Below are 17955 nucleotides of genomic sequence, written 5' to 3' on the forward strand. Positions count from 1 at the left end.
AGGATGTTTTTTTATTTTGGACTTGTCCCGTTCTGAAATAGCAATATACAAACGCCTGCTTGCAAAACCTAAATAACTCGTCTAGAAAGTGTTTTAAATCCCATTTATTCGCTATTTTTTTATAAATCTTAATTGAAAAAAAATTGATTGTCCCAAAACACATCATGATTAAAAGGTTTTATATTCAAAAGAAGGAAGTAAAATAACTACTTGTAAAATAAATGCTAAATCCTAATTAAGAATGAAAAATAATAACAAAAATTTAGGTTGTAAAATTATATATCAATTAAAAATTTAAATACTTTTGCACTCTTAACTTAACTAATTAATAATGAAAAAAATAATTTTATTACTTTCGGCTACTGTTGTTTTACTATCTTGTAGCAAAGTTGGCAAAGATGATTACATCATTTCAGGGACTGCAACAGGAATTGAAAATGGTAAAACAATTATCTTAGAAACACAAGATGCAAATGGCATGGGACTGATTGCTAAGGATACCGTAAAAGTTGAAAACGGTAAATTTGAGATGAAAGGATCTATTACAGAGCCATCGTTTTATACAATCCAATTAGAAGGGGCTCAGGCTAAAATACCTTTCATATTAGAAAATGGAGAAGTAACGATTGCCATAAATAAAGACAGTATTCAAAAATCTAAAGTTTCAGGAACGTATAACAATGATGAATACGCAACCTTCAACGAGGAAATCACTAAAGTTCAAAAGAAACTAATGGATTTCCAAAACAAAAACATGCAAGCAATGGAAGCTGCTCAACAAAGCAAGGACACCATTGTGATCAATAATTTGATGCAGGAATTTTCTAAACTTCAAGAAGAAGTTGGTATTGCTTCAAAAGCAAAGTATTTAGCGTATGCTGAAACACATCCTAAATCTTTTATTTCAGCGCTAATCATCCAAGGAATGTTAAACGATCCTAGTGCTGATGTTGCAAAATCTGAAAAGTTATACAACAGTTTAGAAGAAGCATTGAAAAAAACAAAGCCAGGAATTGCTATCAAAACCAGACTAGCTGAAATGAAAGCACCGGCTGCTGTAGGCGCTACCGCTCCAGCTACTGCTCCAACTACTGATGGTAAATGAAGAGCAGATTTTTCAGGTCCTAATCCTCAAGGGAAAATAATTTCTCTGAAAGAAAGTTTAGGAAAAGTAACAATAGTTGATTTTTGGGCATCATGGTGTGGGCCGTGTCGTCAAGAAAATCCAAATGTTGTGGCCATCTATAAAGAGTTACACAGTAAGGGTCTTAATATTATTGGTGTTTCTTTAGATAAAGATGCCAAAGCCTGGAAAGAAGCCATTGCTAAAGACAAGTTGACCTGGAATCAGGTTTCAAATTTGAAATTTTGGGACGAACCAATTGCTGCTTTGTATAAAGTAGAATCTATACCTGCCACTTTTATCCTGGATGCATCCGGAAATGTTGTGGCTAAAGATTTAAGAGGAGATGCCCTTAGAGCCAAAATAATTGAGCTTTTAGAACAATAAACACCTTATATCGTACAAATAAAAAAAATCTCCCTAGTGGAGATTTTTTTTATTTTATTCAATACCAATGCTTTAAAAATAATAGTAAAATTAAGTACTAATATAGTTTGGAAACTTGAAAACAGTTTTTATATTTGCATCCGGTTAGCACAATAAGCACTGCTTATTGAGTCTTGGGGAGATACTCAAGCGGCCAACGAGGGCAGACTGTAAATCTGCTGTGTAAACTTCGCAGGTTCGAATCCTGCTCTCCCCACAAAACTCTTCAAGCGATTGAAGAGTTTTTTTTTGCATACTACTGTTGTGAATTAATCCAAAAAAAATCCTAGCAAATTGATATTTTGAACGGAATTTTTTAATACTTGCAGCTTCTTCTATTCTAAAATAAAACTTACCGTTACATTAGCCGTAATGTTGATTTCGCCTACCGCCATCGTTTCTCTTGAAACTCTAGTATCGCTCATTTCCATTTTCATGGCAGCATACATTGGTTGTGGGCTATAATTTTGTGAATTATCTGATATGATCATGGCACGTCCTACTTTTTGTCCTAATACTGAAACATAATCTTCTGCTTTTAATTTAGCCTCTTTCATCGCTAATTTTCTAGCCTCAGATTGATATTGGGCCAACTTAGAAGATTCAAACACAACAGTATCAATTCTATTAATCCCTTCGTCAACTAAACCTTCCATCAATTCATCATATTTTGATAAATCCTTCAATACAATTTCGATTGTTTGTGTTGCATTATAGCTGTGTTTCTTTTTTTCGTAATCGTATTGTGGGTTCAACGAAACACGTTGCGTTTTATAATCTGCAGGAGCCAAGTTCATTTTTTTGATGAACTTAAGCACAGCTTCAATCTTTTGATCATTTTGCTTTTTGACGTCTTTGGCATTATTCCCTTTTGTTTCAACAGTCACCGTTATACTTGCTTGATCCGGAACAACCTTTACTTTTCCTTCGCCACTTACGCTTATTTGAGGAACTTGTTTGATTTCTTGCCCGTAGGACACTGAAATAAATAAAATAGACAAGATTAATAGTGCTTTTTTCATTTTTTTATCATTTAATTGTTTGTGTTAACTTCTTTTCAAAAGTTGTGCCATTATAATTTTCCCATTTTTGCCATTACGAACAGGATAATTATAGGAATGGCTAATAAAACTGCCATTAAAGCATGATCCACTAATAACTGTGGCTCGTTGACAAGTGTAATCAAATAACCGCCAACAGCGCCTCCAAAATGAGCGGTATGACCTATATTATCATTCTTAGCTTTCATTCCGTAGATTGAATACAATAAATAAAGGATTCCAAAGATATAAGCAGGCATTGGGATAATAAAGAAGATTCCCAACATCATGTCTGGCTGTAACAATATGGCCGAATATAAAACCCCAGTTACGGCTCCAGAAGCACCTACAGCTCTATACCCGTAATCATTTTTATGAAACAATACCGTCAATAAACTTCCAAAAATTAAACTTCCAAAATACACCAGTATAAATGAAAAACTCCCTAAATAACTGATGACTACCGGTGCAAAAAACCACAGTGTCAGCATATTAAAAATCAAATGAGTCATATCTGCGTGAAGAAAACCAGACGATAACAACCGTATTTGTTCGCCTGCACGAATACTTCCAATATGGAATTCATATTTTCTAAAAAAAGAAAGGTCATTAAAACCTTTGTAACTAATCAAAACATTTACAACAATTATTGCTATTAAAATGGTATTCATAAAGTATGTTTATTGTGAATTGTAAAGATAGTCTTTCTCAAATACCATCTTGTATGCGGTCCAAATTTATATCAATCTATATTTTTGCCTTATATTTGTCAAAAAAATTACGGCATGCAATTTCTTATTTTCATCTTAATCATTCCCTTTTTGTGGGTCATTTCTATTCTTCCTTTTCGGATTTTATACTGGTTTTCGGATTGTATCTATTTGATTGTGTATTATATTATAGGGTATCGAAAAAAAACAGTTAGAGAAAATTTAGCCCTTACTTTTCCTAATCTGAGTTTCAAGGAGCGTCTTATTATCGAAAAAAAATCCTATCACCATTTGTGTGATATGTTCCTGGAAATGATAAAAACCATGACTATTTCAGCTGCTGAAATGAACCGACGATTTGTAATCACAAATATTGAACTGGTTAAAGAATATGAGGATAAAGGGAAAAGCACTGTATTATTAGCCTCCCATTATGCAAGTTGGGAATGGTTATTATCTGTAAATGAAAAAACAATATTTAAAGGAATAGGCGTTTATAAAAAAATTGCCAATAAATACTTTGATAAATTACTACGAGATATTCGATCCAAATACAATGCAGAATTAGTCGAAACAAAAAGAGCGATCCCGTTGATGGCAGAAAATCAACAAAAAGAAATATTATTCATGTATGGCTTAGCCAGCGACCAATCCCCAAAACTAGATCGAGCCTTTCACTGGGATACATTTATGGGTATTGAAGTTCCAGTGCATACCGGAGCTGAAATGCTGGCCAAACGATACGATCTCAATGTCCTTTTTGTAAAAGTAAAAAAAGTAAAAAGAGGATTTTATGAAGCTACTTTTGTCCCTATAACAGATGATCCAAAATCCATTCCCGATTTTGAAATCACCAATACTTTTTTACGGGAAGTAGAAAAACAAATTCTGGAAGCTCCTGAATATTATTTTTGGACGCATAAACGATGGAAACACAGACGGTAGTAATTCGTATTCAGAAAAAAATCACACATTAGAAACAATAGCGTTTATGATATGTGATTTTTTTAGTTTCTTAAAACAGCAACTTCTATAAAGAAAACCAGTTTTTTACCAATTCATCTTCTAAATGGCGTGTATTTTTATTTATAAACTCATTTGTAGCCGAATTATAATCATAATCCAAAGCCCAAATTTTATGCTTTTCAGCCAATGCTTTTATTGCGTTACACACAAATTCAATTTCGGCATTTGTAGTTGTAGGATGAATAGACATTCTGATCCAACCTGGTTTTCTGATTAAATCCCCCAAAGTAATTTCGTCAATTAATTTGTGTGAGGTTTCCTGATCCACATGCAATAAAAAATGTCCGTATGTTCCGGCACAACTACACCCGCCACGGGTTTGTATTCCAAATTTATCATTCAATAACTTTACCCCTAAATTAAAATGTAATTCTTCTATAAAAAAAGAAATAACCCCTAACCTGTCGTGATGCTGCCCTGCAAGGATTTTAATATTAGAAACCGCTCCTATCTCTGAGAAAATATAATCCACAATTTCATGCTCTCTCTTCAAGATATTCTCAATTCCCATTTGCTCTTTCAATTGAACCGCCAGTGCAATTTTTATAACCTGAAGAAAACCAGGAGTTCCTCCATCTTCTCTATCTTCAATATTATCAATATACTTGTGCTCTCCCCAAGGATTGGTCCAGCTTACCGTTCCTCCTCCAGGATTATCAGGTATTAAATTTTGATATAGCTTTTTATTAAAAATTAACACCCCGGAGGTTCCAGGTCCTCCCAAAAATTTATGAGGCGAAAAAAAAATGGCATCCAATTGATTTTCAATGTCTCCCGGATGCATATCAATTTTTACATATGGTCCAGAACAAGCAAAATCAACAAAACAAAGTCCGTTGTTTTGATGCATTTTTTTTGCCACTTCATGATACGGTGTTTTAATTCCCGTTACGTTTGAACAAGAAGTTATTGACGCTATTTTGAAAGGTCGCTCTTTGTACTTTTTCAATGCTATTTCTAAATTCTCCATACTGAACAATCCGTCTTCAGTAGAGGGAATTACTACAACATCAGCAATAGTTTCTAGCCAAGACGTTTGATTGGAATGGTGTTCCATGTGAGAAATAAAAACAACTGGTCTTTTTTCGGGTGGGATGGTAATAAAATCTTTCAAGTTTTCGGGTACTTTCAAACCTAGAATTCGTTGAAATTTATTGACTACACCTGTCATTCCTGTTCCATCAGTAATCAAAATATCATCACTGCCGGCATGCACATGGTGTTTGATAATATGGCGCGCTTGATGGTATGCTTTAGTCATGGCAGTTCCCGAAACGGTAGTTTCAGTATGAGTATTGGCTACAAAAGGGCCAAAATCATTCATTAATTTTTCTTCAATAGGACGATACAAACGACCACTGGCGGTCCAATCCGTGTATATAATTTTTTTTGGTCCGTAAGGTGACTCAAATTCTTGATCAATTCCAATTATATTCTTACGAAACTGTTGAAAATATTGTTCTAATTGGGTGGGTACTTCTTTAGTTATCATAGAATTCCTGATTTGAGTTCAAAGGTATTATTTTTTTGCAGAAAAAAGATTTTCAGTTTATCGAAAGTGGATTCTAGTGTTTTTAATCTTCTCTTAAATGTAAAGTAGCTGACAAAGTTTAATTTACATTCCTTATACATTTGAATAATCAATAACCAATCCTGATTATGAAAAAAATTTTTATACTCCCACTATTTATTTTACTGCTCTCCTGCGAAGTGGAAGGAGATTTGACGCGTGATCCAGCTATACAAGCCTCACTTCCTGAAAATAGTACATCTGCATTTACTGGAGATTTTATGCCTACATCAGGCATTAAGGTTTCAGGTTCAGCCAAAGTGTATTTGAATACCAATCAAAATGAAGTGCGCTTGGACAATTTTAGTATTTCCAATGGTCCGGATTTAAAAGTATATTTATCTAAAACCGCTGCCCCTTCAGATTTTGTGAATTTAGGAAATTTAACCTCGTCAACAGTATATGCAATTCCTCCTCAAGTAAATATTAGTGATTATAAATATGTGCTGATTCATTGTCAGCAATACAGTCATCTTTTTGCAGTAGCGCAATTGTCTCAAAATTAAATTTATATCCATGAAAAAAACAATAATAATAATTGTACTCGTTGGGCTGTTTTCAGGCTTTAGTTCTTATTCTCAAGGATGCAGTGACGCAGGGATTTGTTCGATAGGAAACAGCTTTCAAAACTCAAAAACTGATTTCAAAAACGGTATAGAAATAGGAAATATTTTTGGCACCGGGGAAGCAGATCTAACTTATTTTTCATCCTATCTTACCTATACCAGAACAATAAACGAACGCTTTTCACTCAGTTCTAAAATCACTTATTCTGTAGCAAACGGCAGTTTTGGACAACGTGGTGCTTTTGGTGATGGCTATTTCATAGGCAACTATAACTGGAAAACTAAAACTACCGCAAAATGGAGCACTCTTATGGGTTTTAAAATACCTTTTACGAGTTCCAATCTAAAAATAAATGAATTTTCGCTTCCGTTAGACTACCAATCCAGTCTGGGAACTTTTGACCTTATTTTGGGTTTGAATCTTACTTATAAAAAATGGGATTTCAATACCGGGATACAGATTCCTGTTTTTAATAACAACAAAAATTCTTATTTTAAGGAGTTTTCAGACACGGATGATTTCCCGTCTACTAATTTATTTGAAAGAAAATCAGATGCTTTATTTAGAACTACCTACACCATTCAGCCCGCTAATACTAAATTTACCTTCAAACCTAATGTATTATTTCTTTATCATTTAGGCGAGGATAGTTTTGAAAATGCTTTTGGAAAAAGAGAAACCATACAAAATTCTGATGGACTCACCATCAATGGAAATTTGATTGGTTCTTATGCTATTGATGCTAAAAATAGTATCGAATTATCATTGGCTGCCCCTTTTGTAATTCGGGAAGTAAGACCCGATGGACTTACAAGAGGTTTTACCGCCGGACTCATCTACAAAGTTTTGTTCTAAAAACAGTTGTAGTAAAGCCCTTTTCGTGAAATTTATTCAGAGTAAAATAAACAAAAAATGCCCAATATCTATTGGGCATTTCAACTGTTTTTTTTTAATTATAAATCAAATCCTAACGAAAACTGCAGTACTCGATTTTGTGCTTTTCCTTCCTCATAGATATCGCCCTTGCCTAAGTGATAGCGTACTCCTAAACTTATTCCGGAATCCGTTTTAAAACCTGCTCCAAAATTGACTCCCCAGTCAAAATTATTAGGTTCAAATTCTTGATTGGTATCAAATAAACTAAACCCACTGTTAAACTCCTCTCTGTGAGAAACAGCCAATCCAATTTGAGGCCCCACTTCTAAAAAGAAATTTTTAGAAGGATAGGCTTTAAGCATCAATGGCAGGTTGATGTAATTTAGCTTTTGTGTAAATGTCCCGCTACTATTCGTAATTATATATCCTTGTTGGGAATACAACAATTCTGGCTGAACAGAAAAACTATTGCTTATAAACGACTCTCCATAAACCCCCACATGAAAGCTATGACGTTGAGCTGTTTCAGCATTTCCGTCAAATTGTACTGAGGATAAACTATACCCTCCTTTTATTCCTCCAAAGGATTTATTATTCGAGTTATTTTGAGCATTCACAGCGAGGGTCATACCAAAAAGCATTACGAGTATTAATTTTTGTTTTTTCATCGATAAGTGTTTTTTAATGTATTCTATTATTTTCCCCCGTTAGCTCTTAGATCTGCAATACATTGTGCATCCAATTGTGGTGCTGTACCTCCTGAGACCATCTCTCCAATACCACTACCTGTTTCTGCAGACCAAAACATTAAACACGTTTTTATATTACAATGCTTTGGGTGTTCCCCGTCTTCATGGTTGCTTTGCAGTGCCGTTCCTAAGTTTGTTAAGCCAAAAATATGTCCAAATTCATGTGTTATGACAGTTGTTTCTAATACGCTTCTGTTGGGTTTAAAAGGGCTGTTGCTTAACCCATGAATTGTTTGTTCATAAATAACAAATGAAGTATTTCTATACGCCGTTCCTAAAACAACTCCGCTGCTTGTATTTCTAGCTGATTCTCCATCTGCAAAAAAGGCCCAAACGGCAATTTCATTTGAGGTATTGTATTTTGTTCGGTTTGTTTCTTCAATTGCTACAATTTCTTCATTTGTATACGGAGAAGTCCCTGGTGACGGGATCGATCTCAACACAATATTAATCCCATTGGGCTTATGTGTTCGTGCTTCCAGAAAAGCTACAAAATTATTTATTGCTATACTTGTTGGCTGAAAACCAGCAACATAAACCACTTCAATAACCATACTTTTAAACTTTTTATCTGATAATAAATCGTTTGCAGAACTACCTGTGGACTGTTTATTTGTAATGGGATTAACAGTCTCAATTCCTTCTGTTACATCATTTTCTTTTGAACAGGATACCAATAAGACAAAACCTACGCACAGGATTACAAGTACTTTTTTCATTATTATCTATTTATATTAAAGTTTATTATTAAAAAACAGCTGCCTAAAAAGACAACTGTTTTTTGAGAATTTCAAAAAAATTAAACCCAACTTAAAAGTCTACTTTATATTTGTTTCAATACTAACGTCGCCGCTGCATTAGTTGAACTTTGTAATGATATCGTTGTTGCATTAAAAGAAGTTACTTTCCAATCATTATTCAACAAGCTGAAAGAAGCGTTACTTGTAAAATTTAATTTAAGAAAGACTTCTATTTGTGAGCTTACAGCGTACGTACCATTTACAGTTGTATTTAAATTATTTACCGCTTTTACACTCCAATCATTTGCGAAATCTATTGTAAAATCTTTGTAATTAGTTGCTGAATTTACTCCAGAACTTACAAATGATTCTACTTTGAATTTGCCGTTTACCATAATCGTTTCTAATTTTTTTGAATTTTGAGCTGCTTCGTCTTTAGTTGCTTCTGTTTTAAGAGACGCCACAATAGTAGCTTGCAATTCTGCATCACTAGAAATTGTAGTTTTTGAACCATCACTGGTTGTAACTGACATTGGATAATTTACTGAAAACAATTCCGTACTACTAATATTAGTCATATACGTATATAATTGCTGTTCGGATGTGATAACAACGCTTCCCGTTTGTTGTACACTTAAATTATAGGTCAAAATAGTAATTGGAAAACTAATCTTTACTGACGAAATAGCATTCTGACCAGATGATTGTGCGGAGGAACAAGCATTAATTATAGCATTATACTCTGTTTGGTTACTTACATTAACCTCTGTATAATTGCTTAATTTAACTTTTAAAGGAAATTGTAATACTACAGAATCCTGATCATTATTATACTGTCCAAGGATAGAAATGACTTGTTGATAATTGACTTGGCTAAAAAGAGTAACCTGCGTTCCATTTACTCTGGCTGAAGCTGGCAGGATAATAGAAGAACAAGAGGTGCCGTCTAAAAAATCATCCGATGATCCGTCATACATAGAAGTACGTTTCAGATTGTTTGCTGTAGTTGAGTTTGCCGCATTTGTATTTGGGTTTTGTCCTTGCTCGTTATCCACTTCACTTTGACAAGATGCAAATCCGAATAGAGTCATTAATGCTATTCCAGTAATCGTTTTTAATTTTTTCATAACGTTCAAATTTAATATATTTTTGTTTGTAGAGGCGCTGTTTTTGACGCCTTTCTTTTAGTAAGACAACTACGTTCCGTTTTACCCTATTTTATTTTTAAAAAAAATATAAATTTTTATTAAAAAATTCATAAATAACTATATAACAGTACTATACGATTTTATATTTTTTTTAAGTAAAAATCAATTCGAATTAACCTGACTGCTTTTTGAAAAAAAAATTACATTTACAATCTACAAAAAATGAATCCCTTTTAAATGGACGACCAAAAGAGTACACTTTGCGAAGAAAAACACTTTAGAGACTTTTACTTAAAGCAAGTACAATCAGCAACTAATTTTGCCTATTATAAATGTGGTAATACTGATACTGCTTTAGATTTAGTTCAAGATGCTTTTACTAAAATTTGGGAGAATTGTGCCAAAATTGATTTCAGTAAAGTAAAAACTTATTTATTTACAACGATATCAAATTTATTTCTAAATACTATAAAACACCACAAAGTAGTATTGCAGTATGCGAAAGAAACACCAAATTTAGACACCAATAATCAAAATCCAGAATATTTATTTGAAGAAGAAGAATTCAAACAAAAACTTACTAAAGCAATTGCATCCTTAAGTGAAGCGCAACGAGAAGTATTTTTGATGAATCGAATCGATGGCAAAAAGTACCGAGAAATAGCTGAAATACTCGACATTTCTCAAAAAACCGTAGAAAAAAGAATGTCGGCAGCACTGCAACTTTTAAAATCCCAGATAGAAAACCTATAAATAACCATTTTACCGTAGGGTAATTTAAAAGTTAGTTGTCTAATAAACATAGCGATATTAAAATGAAAAACGAAAAAGAAATATTAAAATGGTTAGACGATGCGCTTTCAAGTACAGAAATTGAGGATTTAAAACAATCTGATAGCTTGCAAACACTTGAGAAAATTGCTTATTATGCCTCTAAAATGGAAGCTCCACAAGTAGATGCTCAGGAAGCTTTTGCAGCATTTACAGCTAGAAATCAGTCTAAAAAGGAAACAAAAGTCAGAACCCTAAATTTTAAAACAGGGTTTAAAGTAGCTGCAGTTTTAGTGGTTTTATTGACGTCGTCTTATTTTTTGTTTTTTAATAACATTCAGACATTTGAGACCCAAATAGCACAAACAAAAACCTTTAACCTTCCTGATGATTCTGAAGTAATCTTAAATTCTGATTCAAAAATAACTTTTAACGACAAAAAATGGGCTGATCAAAGAAATTTAACTTTAGACGGAGAAGCCTTTTTTAAAGTCAAAAAAGGAAAAACTTTTAGTGTGCGAACAGATGCCGGAATTATTACTGTCTTAGGAACACAATTTAATGTAAAAAAACGGAACAAATATTTTGAAGTAAATTGCTATGAAGGCTTAGTTAGCGTGTCCTACAAAAATCAAATCGTTAAATTGCCTCCTGGCAAAACATTCCGAATTATAAATGATGCCATAGAAGGTGTTCAAGACTTAAATGCAAAAAACCCTTCGTGGATTCAAGAAGAATCTAGTTTTGACCGTGTTCCTCTTAATCAGGTTATTGCAGAACTGGAGCGTCAATATGATCTAAAAATTAAAACACGAAATCTGGATACAACTAAATTATTTACAGGTAGTTTTACACATAAAGATCAAAATATAGCCCTTCAGGCGATTACAATTCCGCTTAAATTAAGTTATAAAATGGAAGGCAAAACCGTTATATTTTATAATTATGATGAAAAATAAAGGGCTGATTTTGCTATTACTTTGTTTTGGAAGCTTGTGTTACGGACAAAATTCTCCAAAAAAAATTCCACTAACGGCTCTTATCCTTTCTATAGAGAAACAATTTAATATTAAATTTTCGTATGCTGTAGAAGATGTAGTCGCTGTTTCAATAGAAAAACCTGAAACTACACTTACATTACCTCAGGTTATAGATTATCTTAATGCTAAAACAGTACTGAATTTTAAAGTTTTAGACAAGCGGTACATTACCGTTTCGGTTATCAATAAAACGATAGCTGTTTGCGGGACTGTCTTTGACCAGGAAAATAAGAGGCCACTTTCCGGTGCTTCCGTACTGGTAAAGAATACTTCCAGAAGCACCGTTACAACTGAAAAGGGTATCTTTAAATTACAAAACATACCTCTGAATTCAACAATTACGCTCTCGTATTTAGGATATGAAATTAAAGAGATTCCTGCAAAAGAACTGTTTTTATCCGGTACTAATTGTCTGGAAATCACTCTTACAGCAAAAAGCGAAACGCTGAACCAAGTGTTAATTAATGTATATTTGACCCCTGGTTTGCAAAAGTTTTTAGACGGCAGTACCGTTTTAAACACAAAAAAATTCGGGATTCTTCCTGGACTTATTGAACCTGATATTTTACAATCCATACAAATACTTCCCGGAATTGAAAGTACCAATGAAAGCATTGCAAACATCAATGTTCGTGGTGGTACTAACGATCAGAACCTGGTCATTTGGGATAATATCAAAATGTACCATTCCGGTCATTTCTTCGGATTGATTTCTGCCTATAATCCAAATCTTACCGAAAAAGTGACTGTCAGCAAAAACGGAACGAGTGCGGAGTACAGTGATGGAGTTTCCAGCACCATAAACATGCAAACCAAAGACGTAGTGACGAACAAATTTTCCGGTGGAGCCGGTGTCAATCTCATCAGTGCCGATGCTTTTCTTGCCATTCCGTTAGCTAAGGATCTGGAACTTCACCTTTCAGGTCGCCGTTCTATTACGGATCTTTTCAATACACCAACTTATAACAATTATTTTGAAAGAAGTTTTCAGGACAGCGAAATCAATGCCGATAGCTCGGACAAGAATACTAATTCTGATTTTTACTTTTACGATTTCACCGCTAAATTACTTTTTGATTTAAATGAAAAACATCAGTTTAGAGCCAATATTATTGGAATAAATAATGCTTTGGCCTATTCTGAGAGCAACGCTAATACGAACAATACTGAAACAAAAGCAAGTACACTTTCTCAAAATAATATTGGTTACGGCGGAAACTGGAAAGCACAATGGACCTCAAAATGGAGTACCAACCTGATTACCTATTTTTCAAAATACAATATCGACGCCACTGATTATAGGATAGAAACTGACCAACGACTCACAGAAACCAATGAAGTTCTGGAAACTGGCGTGAAACTAAATACCCATTATAAAGTAAATAAGCACCTAATCATTTTATCCGGGTACCAGTTTAATGAAACAGGAATGTTAAACGAAACTACCGTTAGTGCTCCGTCATATGAACGGACCAAAAAGGATGTGCTGTTAAATCACTCCCTGTTTTCTGAAGCGGAATACAACAACGCTAACACCTATTTTAGAGTTGGTATGCGTGTAAATTATTTTCAAAAATTTAATAAATTTTTGATTGAACCAAGAATAAATATCCGACAAAAATTATCAACTACTTTTGCCCTGAAACTAGAAGGAGAATTTAAAAATCAAACTACAGCACAAATAATTGATTTTGAAGATGATTTTCTTGGTGTTGAAAAAAGACGTTGGGTTTTAGTAAACAATCAAGATATCCCGATTGCAACAAGTAAACAAGGCTCTTTTGGAATAGAATTCAACCAAAAAAAATTAAATATTGAGCTTACTGGATTTTATAAATTGGTAGAGGGAATAACGGCTTCTAATCAGGGTTTCTATAATAGTTTTCAGTTTATTAATGCCAACGGCAGCTATACAGCAAAAGGAATTGAGTTTCTAGCCAATAAAACAGCTCGTAAATATAGTGCTTGGTTCAGTTACACCTATAGCATCAATGATTATGAATTTGCTGTTTTTACGCCTTCTATTTTTCCTAATAATGCGGATATAAGACATTCTTTTTCTATTGGGTTTTATTATGATATAATCAAAAATCTAAAAGTATCTGTTGGTGGAGTATGGCGAAACGGGCAACCGTACACAAAACCCATTCCAGGAAATGAAACCATACAAGACGGAAATGCCACAATGGTCAACTACGATTCCCCCAACAATGAAAATTTAGATAATTTCATGCGTTTAGACGCTTCCTTACAGTATAATTTCAACCTGTCTGAATCAATTAAAGCTTCGTTTACAGCCGGTGTAATCAATGCTTCCAATCAGGACAATGTCATCAATCGCTATTACAAAGTCAATCCAAATGATACTAATGATGCCATTCAAGTAGACAATAAGTCACTTGGCTTAACGCCAAATATAAGTTTCAGAGTAAATTTTTAAGGATTATTTTATTACCATCTAAGGTAGATTATATTGCTTTATTTATAATGTGCTGATAGAAAAATTTAATCCAAATTACCATAAAAAATAGTGCATTAAAATGACCGAAAATAATTCAAGAAAACAACAAGCTAAATTACTCCGGATTTTTAGAAAATTACACAGAACAACTGGTGCTTTTTTATTCCTATTTTTCTTTATTGTTTCCGTGACAGGACTATTATTAGGTTGGAAAAAAAATAGTGGCGGACTACTGCAATCAAAATCTTATCAAGGTACTTCGGTGCAATTTAAAGACTGGCTTCCTATTGATAGTTTGCATAAAAATGCTTGCAAAATTGTACACGATTCTATTTCAGCAGATAGTACTTTAGAACTAGAGCGCATTGAAATAAAAAAAGATAAAGGAATGGTAAAATTTATTTTTGCTGAGAATTATTGGGGAATTCAACTAGACGGAGCAACAGGAAAATTATTGCATATTGAAAGACGAAGATCTGATATTATTGAAAAAATACACGATGGATCAATTGTTGACGATTACTTCAAAACGGGTAGTGGTTTCTTCAAATTATTTTACACAACCGTCATGGGATTTGCACTTTTACTGTTTACAATCACAGGATTCTGGCTTTGGTATGGACCAAAGAGGATGAAACGAAAATCATAAAGTGGTAATTCAAATAAATAACACTTCATTATTTTCTCTATTATTGCATAAATAATCATAATTATTCCTCTGCAATGTCATCTGCAAAGAAGACTAAAATAAAAGTTTACGCTTTAATTTAGTCCCAAGGACGGATCAAAAAAGCCTGTTTAATAATTCAAACAGGCTATTTGTCAGTATTTATTTTAGATTTCTAAGATATTCCAGCCACTGCTTTTATTTCATCAATAATTCGAAGTGCCAAAGCATCTGCTTTCTCTTGTGAAGCAGCTTCGGTATAAATACGAATTATAGGCTCCGTATTCGATTTTCTTAGGTGAACCCAATTTTCAGCAAAGTCAATTTTTACACCGTCAATGGTTGTACTATCTTCGTTTTTGTATTTTTCCGTCATGGCAACAAGAATCGCATCTACATCAATTTGTGGCGTCAATTCGATTTTGTTTTTGCTCATATAATATTCCGGATACGAAGCACGCAAAGCCGAAACTGTCATTTTTTTGTTAGCCAAATGCGTTAAAAACAGCGCTACTCCCACTAAACTATCACGACCGTAATGCAGTTCCGGATAAATGATTCCGCCATTTCCTTCACCACCTATTACAGCATTATTCTTTTTCATCAACTCGACTACATTTACCTCACCCACCGCACTGGCTTCATAGCTTCCGTTATGCAAATTAGTTACATCACGCAACGCACGGGAAGACGACATATTCGAAACCGTATTCCCTGGTGTTTTACTCAATACATAATCGGCGCAAGCCACCAAAGTATATTCTTCACCAAACATCTCTCCGTCTTCACAAATGAAAGCCAAACGATCCACATCAGGATCTACCACGATTCCTAAATCTGCTTTTTCTTTGACAACCAATTCTGAAATATCGGTCAAATGTTCTTTCAACGGTTCGGGATTGTGAGGAAAATGACCATTTGGTTCACAGTATAACTCGACTACTTCAACGCCCATTAATTCCAATAATCTTGGAATAATAATTCCTCCAGAAGAATTTACACCATCCACAACCACTTTAAATTTAGCTGCTTTTACTGCATCAACATCTACCAAAGGCAAATTCAACACTTCATCAATATGAATATCCATGTAGGCGTCGTTAATCATAATTTCTCCCAAATTATCCACATCTGAGAAATCGAAAGCTTCCGTTTCAGCAATTTCAAGAATTTTCAAGCCTTCTTCTCCATTCAGGAATTCTCCTTTTTCATTCAATAATTTCAAGGCATTCCATTGTTTTGGATTGTGAGAAGCGGTAAGGATAATGCCACCTTCAGCTTTTTCTAACGGAACAGCAACTTCAACCGTTGGGGTTGTTGATAGACCTAAATCAATCACGTCAATTCCTAAACCAATTAAAGTATTTACCACCAAATTGTGAATCATTGGTCCCGAAATACGGGCGTCACGACCTACAACAACAGTGATTTTTTCCTTCCCGATATATTTTTTTAACCAAGTTCCGTACGCCGCGGCAAATTTAACCGCATCAACAGGTGTCAGGTTATCTCCTACTTTACCTCCTATTGTCCCACGTATTCCCGATATTGATTTTATTAAAGTCATTGATTAATTATTTTAAATTTTGAATTATAAATTTTAAATTGCTCACAAATATAATAATTGACGCTTTATAAAAGTCATTTAGAATTCAAAATTAACCATTTAAATTCCTAAATTAGGCGAATGAATTTTCTAGCACACATCTATCTTTCCGGTGATAATGATTTAATCAAAATTGGCAATTTCATGGCCGATGGAATTCGGGGAAAACATTTTGAAAGCTTTCCTTTAGAAATTCAAAAAGGAATTGTTCTGCATCGTGCCATTGACACTTTTACTGATGCACATCTTGTTTTTAGAAAAAGTACCAAACGCCTGCATGAGCATTATCATCATTATGCAGGTGTAATTGTTGATGTTTTTTACGACCATTTTTTGGCTAAAAACTGGACGAAGTATTCCGATGAAAAACTAGAGGACTTTGTGATACGATTTTACCAATCCTTGTATTATAATTATGAGATGTTGTCAGAACGAACCAAAGGACTAATGCCTACCATGATGAAAGAAAATTGGCTGGTGAGTTATCAAACGGTTGAAGGAATTGAGCATATTTTGACTCAAATGGACCATCGCACCAAAAATGAATCTAAAATGCGGTTTGCTACCAATGAGCTTTCAGAATTTTATTCGGAATTTGAAAAGGAGTTCACGGAATTCTTTGAAGAATTGAACGCTTTTGCAAAACAAAAAAGAATTGATTAATGATTTTTTTTACCACATAGAAACATAAGTTTGTTTTTTGTAGAGACAGATTAGAAAATAATTTTCAAACATAAGTAATAACCATGGTATAATGTCGTATTTTAAAATCAGGATAAAATCATGTAACAATCTAATTTAAAGTTATTTTACTTAAAGTTAATTCTTTTGACTTTACGACTTTTAAACTTTCGACTTACTTAGTAGTATTACAAAGACAATATTATATTTAAATCAACAACGCTTTAAGAAGATTAATAATTCGAAAGGACTAAAAGGATGATTACACAAAAATATCTAAATGAATTAAGCTTTCAAATTATTGGGGCAGCAATAGAAGTTCATAAAATCATGGGTAGAGGTTTATTAGAAAGCGTCTATCACCAATGTATGAAAGAGGAATTACGGGTGCGAATATTAATTTTATTTCAGAGCTTAAAATACCTGTCATTTACAAAGGCAAAATCATGGAATCTGATTTTAGATGTGATTTGCTAGTTGAAAACTTAATTGTTATTGAGTTTAAAGCCGTCTCAGAAATACATCCTGCTTTTGAAGCAAAACTTTTGAATCATATGAAATTATTAAAATCACCAAAAGGTGTTTTGATAAATTTTAATTGTTATAATATTTTCAAAGAGGGGCAAAAGACTTTCGTTAATGAATTTTATAAAATTTTACCAACAGAGTAACTAAATCCGTCTATGAAATCTATTTTTAAGCGAAGTTTTTTTACACACAAACTAAAATTCTATGTCTCTATGTGGTCAAACCA

At 33.6% G+C, this 17955-nt stretch carries 16 protein-coding genes, 1 tRNA gene and 2 pseudogenes; 12 read left to right on the top strand and 7 right to left on the bottom strand.

The window, feature by feature from the left end; all coding sequences use genetic code 11:
* The first annotated feature begins 331 nt into the window (after positions 1 to 331).
* The 3 genes and pseudogenes from EKL99_RS01280 to EKL99_RS01290 all read left to right on the top strand — a co-directional run bounded on the left by EKL99_RS01280 (position 332) and on the right by EKL99_RS01290 (position 1766).
* A complete protein-coding gene (locus EKL99_RS01280) occupies positions 332 to 1105 on the top strand; it encodes a DUF4369 domain-containing protein (RefSeq protein ID WP_126576246.1) in 774 nt (257 codons plus the stop codon).
* A gap of 18 nt (positions 1106 to 1123) precedes the next feature.
* Positions 1124 to 1510: pseudogene (locus tag EKL99_RS01285) on the top strand (TlpA family protein disulfide reductase); the annotation flags it as partial.
* A 175-nt stretch (positions 1511 to 1685) separates the two neighbouring features.
* Positions 1686 to 1766 (top strand) — tRNA-Tyr (locus EKL99_RS01290).
* 118 nt (positions 1767 to 1884) lie between these two features.
* On the opposite strand, the gene EKL99_RS01295 is transcribed toward EKL99_RS01290, so the two are convergent.
* Together EKL99_RS01295 and EKL99_RS01300 are read right to left on the bottom strand one after the other, a co-directional pair.
* Entirely contained in the window at positions 1885 to 2571 is a 687-nt protein-coding gene (locus EKL99_RS01295; RefSeq protein WP_126459784.1) for an SIMPL domain-containing protein, read from the bottom strand.
* Positions 2572 to 2621: 50 nt separating this feature from the next.
* Entirely contained in the window at positions 2622 to 3260 is a 639-nt protein-coding gene (locus tag EKL99_RS01300) for a rhomboid family intramembrane serine protease (RefSeq protein ID WP_126459787.1), read from the bottom strand.
* A gap of 114 nt (positions 3261 to 3374) precedes the next feature.
* Between EKL99_RS01300 and EKL99_RS01305 the strand changes: the two genes are divergently transcribed.
* A complete protein-coding gene (locus EKL99_RS01305; RefSeq protein ID WP_126576247.1) occupies positions 3375 to 4244 on the top strand; it encodes a lysophospholipid acyltransferase family protein in 870 nt (289 codons plus the stop codon).
* Between the two features lie 85 nt (positions 4245 to 4329).
* On the opposite strand, the gene EKL99_RS01310 is transcribed toward EKL99_RS01305, so the two are convergent.
* The gene (locus EKL99_RS01310) at positions 4330 to 5817 is read right to left on the bottom strand and encodes an aminotransferase class V-fold PLP-dependent enzyme (RefSeq protein WP_126576248.1); all 1488 of its coding nucleotides are present in this window, start codon (positions 5815 to 5817) and stop codon (positions 4330 to 4332) included.
* 167 nt (positions 5818 to 5984) lie between these two features.
* Here EKL99_RS01310 and EKL99_RS01315 point away from each other — a divergent pair, with 167 nt between their 5' ends.
* Positions 5985 to 6401, top strand: coding sequence for a DM13 domain-containing protein (locus tag EKL99_RS01315; protein ID WP_126555800.1), 417 nt, complete (start codon positions 5985 to 5987; stop codon positions 6399 to 6401).
* Positions 6402 to 6411: 10 nt separating this feature from the next.
* Entirely contained in the window at positions 6412 to 7317 is a 906-nt protein-coding gene (locus EKL99_RS01320; protein ID WP_126576249.1) for a hypothetical protein, read from the top strand.
* A 98-nt stretch (positions 7318 to 7415) separates the two neighbouring features.
* Here EKL99_RS01320 and EKL99_RS01325 read toward each other — a convergent pair whose 3' ends face one another.
* From EKL99_RS01325 to EKL99_RS01335, 3 genes are all read right to left on the bottom strand, one after another.
* Positions 7416 to 8006, bottom strand: a complete 591-nt coding sequence (locus EKL99_RS01325) for a porin family protein (protein WP_126576250.1) — start codon at positions 8004 to 8006, stop codon at positions 7416 to 7418.
* A gap of 26 nt (positions 8007 to 8032) precedes the next feature.
* Positions 8033 to 8806: a membrane metalloprotease gene (locus EKL99_RS01330; RefSeq protein WP_126576251.1), complete on the bottom strand. Its 774-nt coding sequence runs from the start codon at positions 8804 to 8806 to the stop codon at positions 8033 to 8035.
* 104 nt (positions 8807 to 8910) lie between these two features.
* The gene (locus tag EKL99_RS01335; RefSeq protein WP_126555792.1) at positions 8911 to 9954 is read right to left on the bottom strand and encodes a hypothetical protein; all 1044 of its coding nucleotides are present in this window, start codon (positions 9952 to 9954) and stop codon (positions 8911 to 8913) included.
* A 258-nt stretch (positions 9955 to 10212) separates the two neighbouring features.
* On the opposite strand from EKL99_RS01335, the gene EKL99_RS01340 reads away from it, so the two are divergent.
* From EKL99_RS01340 to EKL99_RS01355, 4 genes are all read left to right on the top strand, one after another.
* Positions 10213 to 10728 (top strand): RNA polymerase sigma factor, encoded by a 516-nt coding sequence (locus EKL99_RS01340; protein WP_126459810.1) that lies wholly within the window; start codon positions 10213 to 10215, stop codon positions 10726 to 10728.
* A gap of 62 nt (positions 10729 to 10790) precedes the next feature.
* Positions 10791 to 11705, top strand: a complete 915-nt coding sequence (locus tag EKL99_RS01345; RefSeq protein ID WP_126576252.1) for a FecR family protein — start codon at positions 10791 to 10793, stop codon at positions 11703 to 11705.
* A complete protein-coding gene (locus EKL99_RS01350) occupies positions 11692 to 14226 on the top strand; it encodes a TonB-dependent receptor (protein ID WP_126576253.1) in 2535 nt (844 codons plus the stop codon). The genes EKL99_RS01345 and EKL99_RS01350 overlap by 14 nt, the downstream gene beginning before the upstream one ends.
* 100 nt (positions 14227 to 14326) lie before the next feature.
* On the top strand, positions 14327 to 14896 hold the full coding sequence (locus EKL99_RS01355; protein ID WP_126555785.1) for a PepSY-associated TM helix domain-containing protein: 570 nt from the start codon (positions 14327 to 14329) through the stop codon (positions 14894 to 14896).
* A 193-nt stretch (positions 14897 to 15089) separates the two neighbouring features.
* Here EKL99_RS01355 and glmM read toward each other — a convergent pair whose 3' ends face one another.
* The gene (glmM, locus tag EKL99_RS01360) at positions 15090 to 16481 is read right to left on the bottom strand and encodes a phosphoglucosamine mutase (protein WP_126562173.1); all 1392 of its coding nucleotides are present in this window, start codon (positions 16479 to 16481) and stop codon (positions 15090 to 15092) included.
* A 120-nt stretch (positions 16482 to 16601) separates the two neighbouring features.
* Between glmM and EKL99_RS01365 the strand changes: the two genes are divergently transcribed.
* Together EKL99_RS01365 and EKL99_RS01370 are read left to right on the top strand one after the other, a co-directional pair.
* Entirely contained in the window at positions 16602 to 17183 is a 582-nt protein-coding gene (locus tag EKL99_RS01365) for an ACP phosphodiesterase (RefSeq protein ID WP_126459824.1), read from the top strand.
* A gap of 348 nt (positions 17184 to 17531) precedes the next feature.
* Positions 17532 to 17872: pseudogene (locus tag EKL99_RS01370) on the top strand (GxxExxY protein).
* The last annotated feature ends 83 nt before the right edge of the window (positions 17873 to 17955 follow it).

It is taken from the genome of Flavobacterium sp. ZB4P23 (genome assembly GCF_003970375.1).
GTDB lineage: Bacteria > Bacteroidota > Bacteroidia > Flavobacteriales > Flavobacteriaceae > Flavobacterium.

Excerpts from the sequence above, each read along its gene's own strand:
- EKL99_RS01280 (WP_126576246.1), top strand. The coding sequence starts at position 332 with ATGAAAAAAATAATTTTATTACTTTCGGCTACTGTTGTTTTACTATCT.
- EKL99_RS01295 (WP_126459784.1), bottom strand. The coding sequence starts at position 2,571 with ATGAAAAAAGCACTATTAATCTTGTCTATTTTATTTATTTCAGTGTCC.
- EKL99_RS01300 (WP_126459787.1), bottom strand. The coding sequence starts at position 3,260 with ATGAATACCATTTTAATAGCAATAATTGTTGTAAATGTTTTGATTAGT.
- EKL99_RS01305 (WP_126576247.1), top strand. The coding sequence starts at position 3,375 with ATGCAATTTCTTATTTTCATCTTAATCATTCCCTTTTTGTGGGTCATT.
- EKL99_RS01310 (WP_126576248.1), bottom strand. The coding sequence starts at position 5,817 with ATGATAACTAAAGAAGTACCCACCCAATTAGAACAATATTTTCAACAG.
- EKL99_RS01315 (WP_126555800.1), top strand. The coding sequence starts at position 5,985 with ATGAAAAAAATTTTTATACTCCCACTATTTATTTTACTGCTCTCCTGC.
- EKL99_RS01320 (WP_126576249.1), top strand. The coding sequence starts at position 6,412 with ATGAAAAAAACAATAATAATAATTGTACTCGTTGGGCTGTTTTCAGGC.
- EKL99_RS01325 (WP_126576250.1), bottom strand. The coding sequence starts at position 8,006 with ATGAAAAAACAAAAATTAATACTCGTAATGCTTTTTGGTATGACCCTC.
- EKL99_RS01330 (WP_126576251.1), bottom strand. The coding sequence starts at position 8,806 with ATGAAAAAAGTACTTGTAATCCTGTGCGTAGGTTTTGTCTTATTGGTA.
- EKL99_RS01335 (WP_126555792.1), bottom strand. The coding sequence starts at position 9,954 with ATGAAAAAATTAAAAACGATTACTGGAATAGCATTAATGACTCTATTC.
- EKL99_RS01340 (WP_126459810.1), top strand. The coding sequence starts at position 10,213 with ATGGACGACCAAAAGAGTACACTTTGCGAAGAAAAACACTTTAGAGAC.
- EKL99_RS01345 (WP_126576252.1), top strand. The coding sequence starts at position 10,791 with ATGAAAAACGAAAAAGAAATATTAAAATGGTTAGACGATGCGCTTTCA.
- EKL99_RS01350 (WP_126576253.1), top strand. The coding sequence starts at position 11,692 with ATGATGAAAAATAAAGGGCTGATTTTGCTATTACTTTGTTTTGGAAGC.
- EKL99_RS01355 (WP_126555785.1), top strand. The coding sequence starts at position 14,327 with ATGACCGAAAATAATTCAAGAAAACAACAAGCTAAATTACTCCGGATT.
- glmM (WP_126562173.1), bottom strand. The coding sequence starts at position 16,481 with ATGACTTTAATAAAATCAATATCGGGAATACGTGGGACAATAGGAGGT.
- EKL99_RS01365 (WP_126459824.1), top strand. The coding sequence starts at position 16,602 with ATGAATTTTCTAGCACACATCTATCTTTCCGGTGATAATGATTTAATC.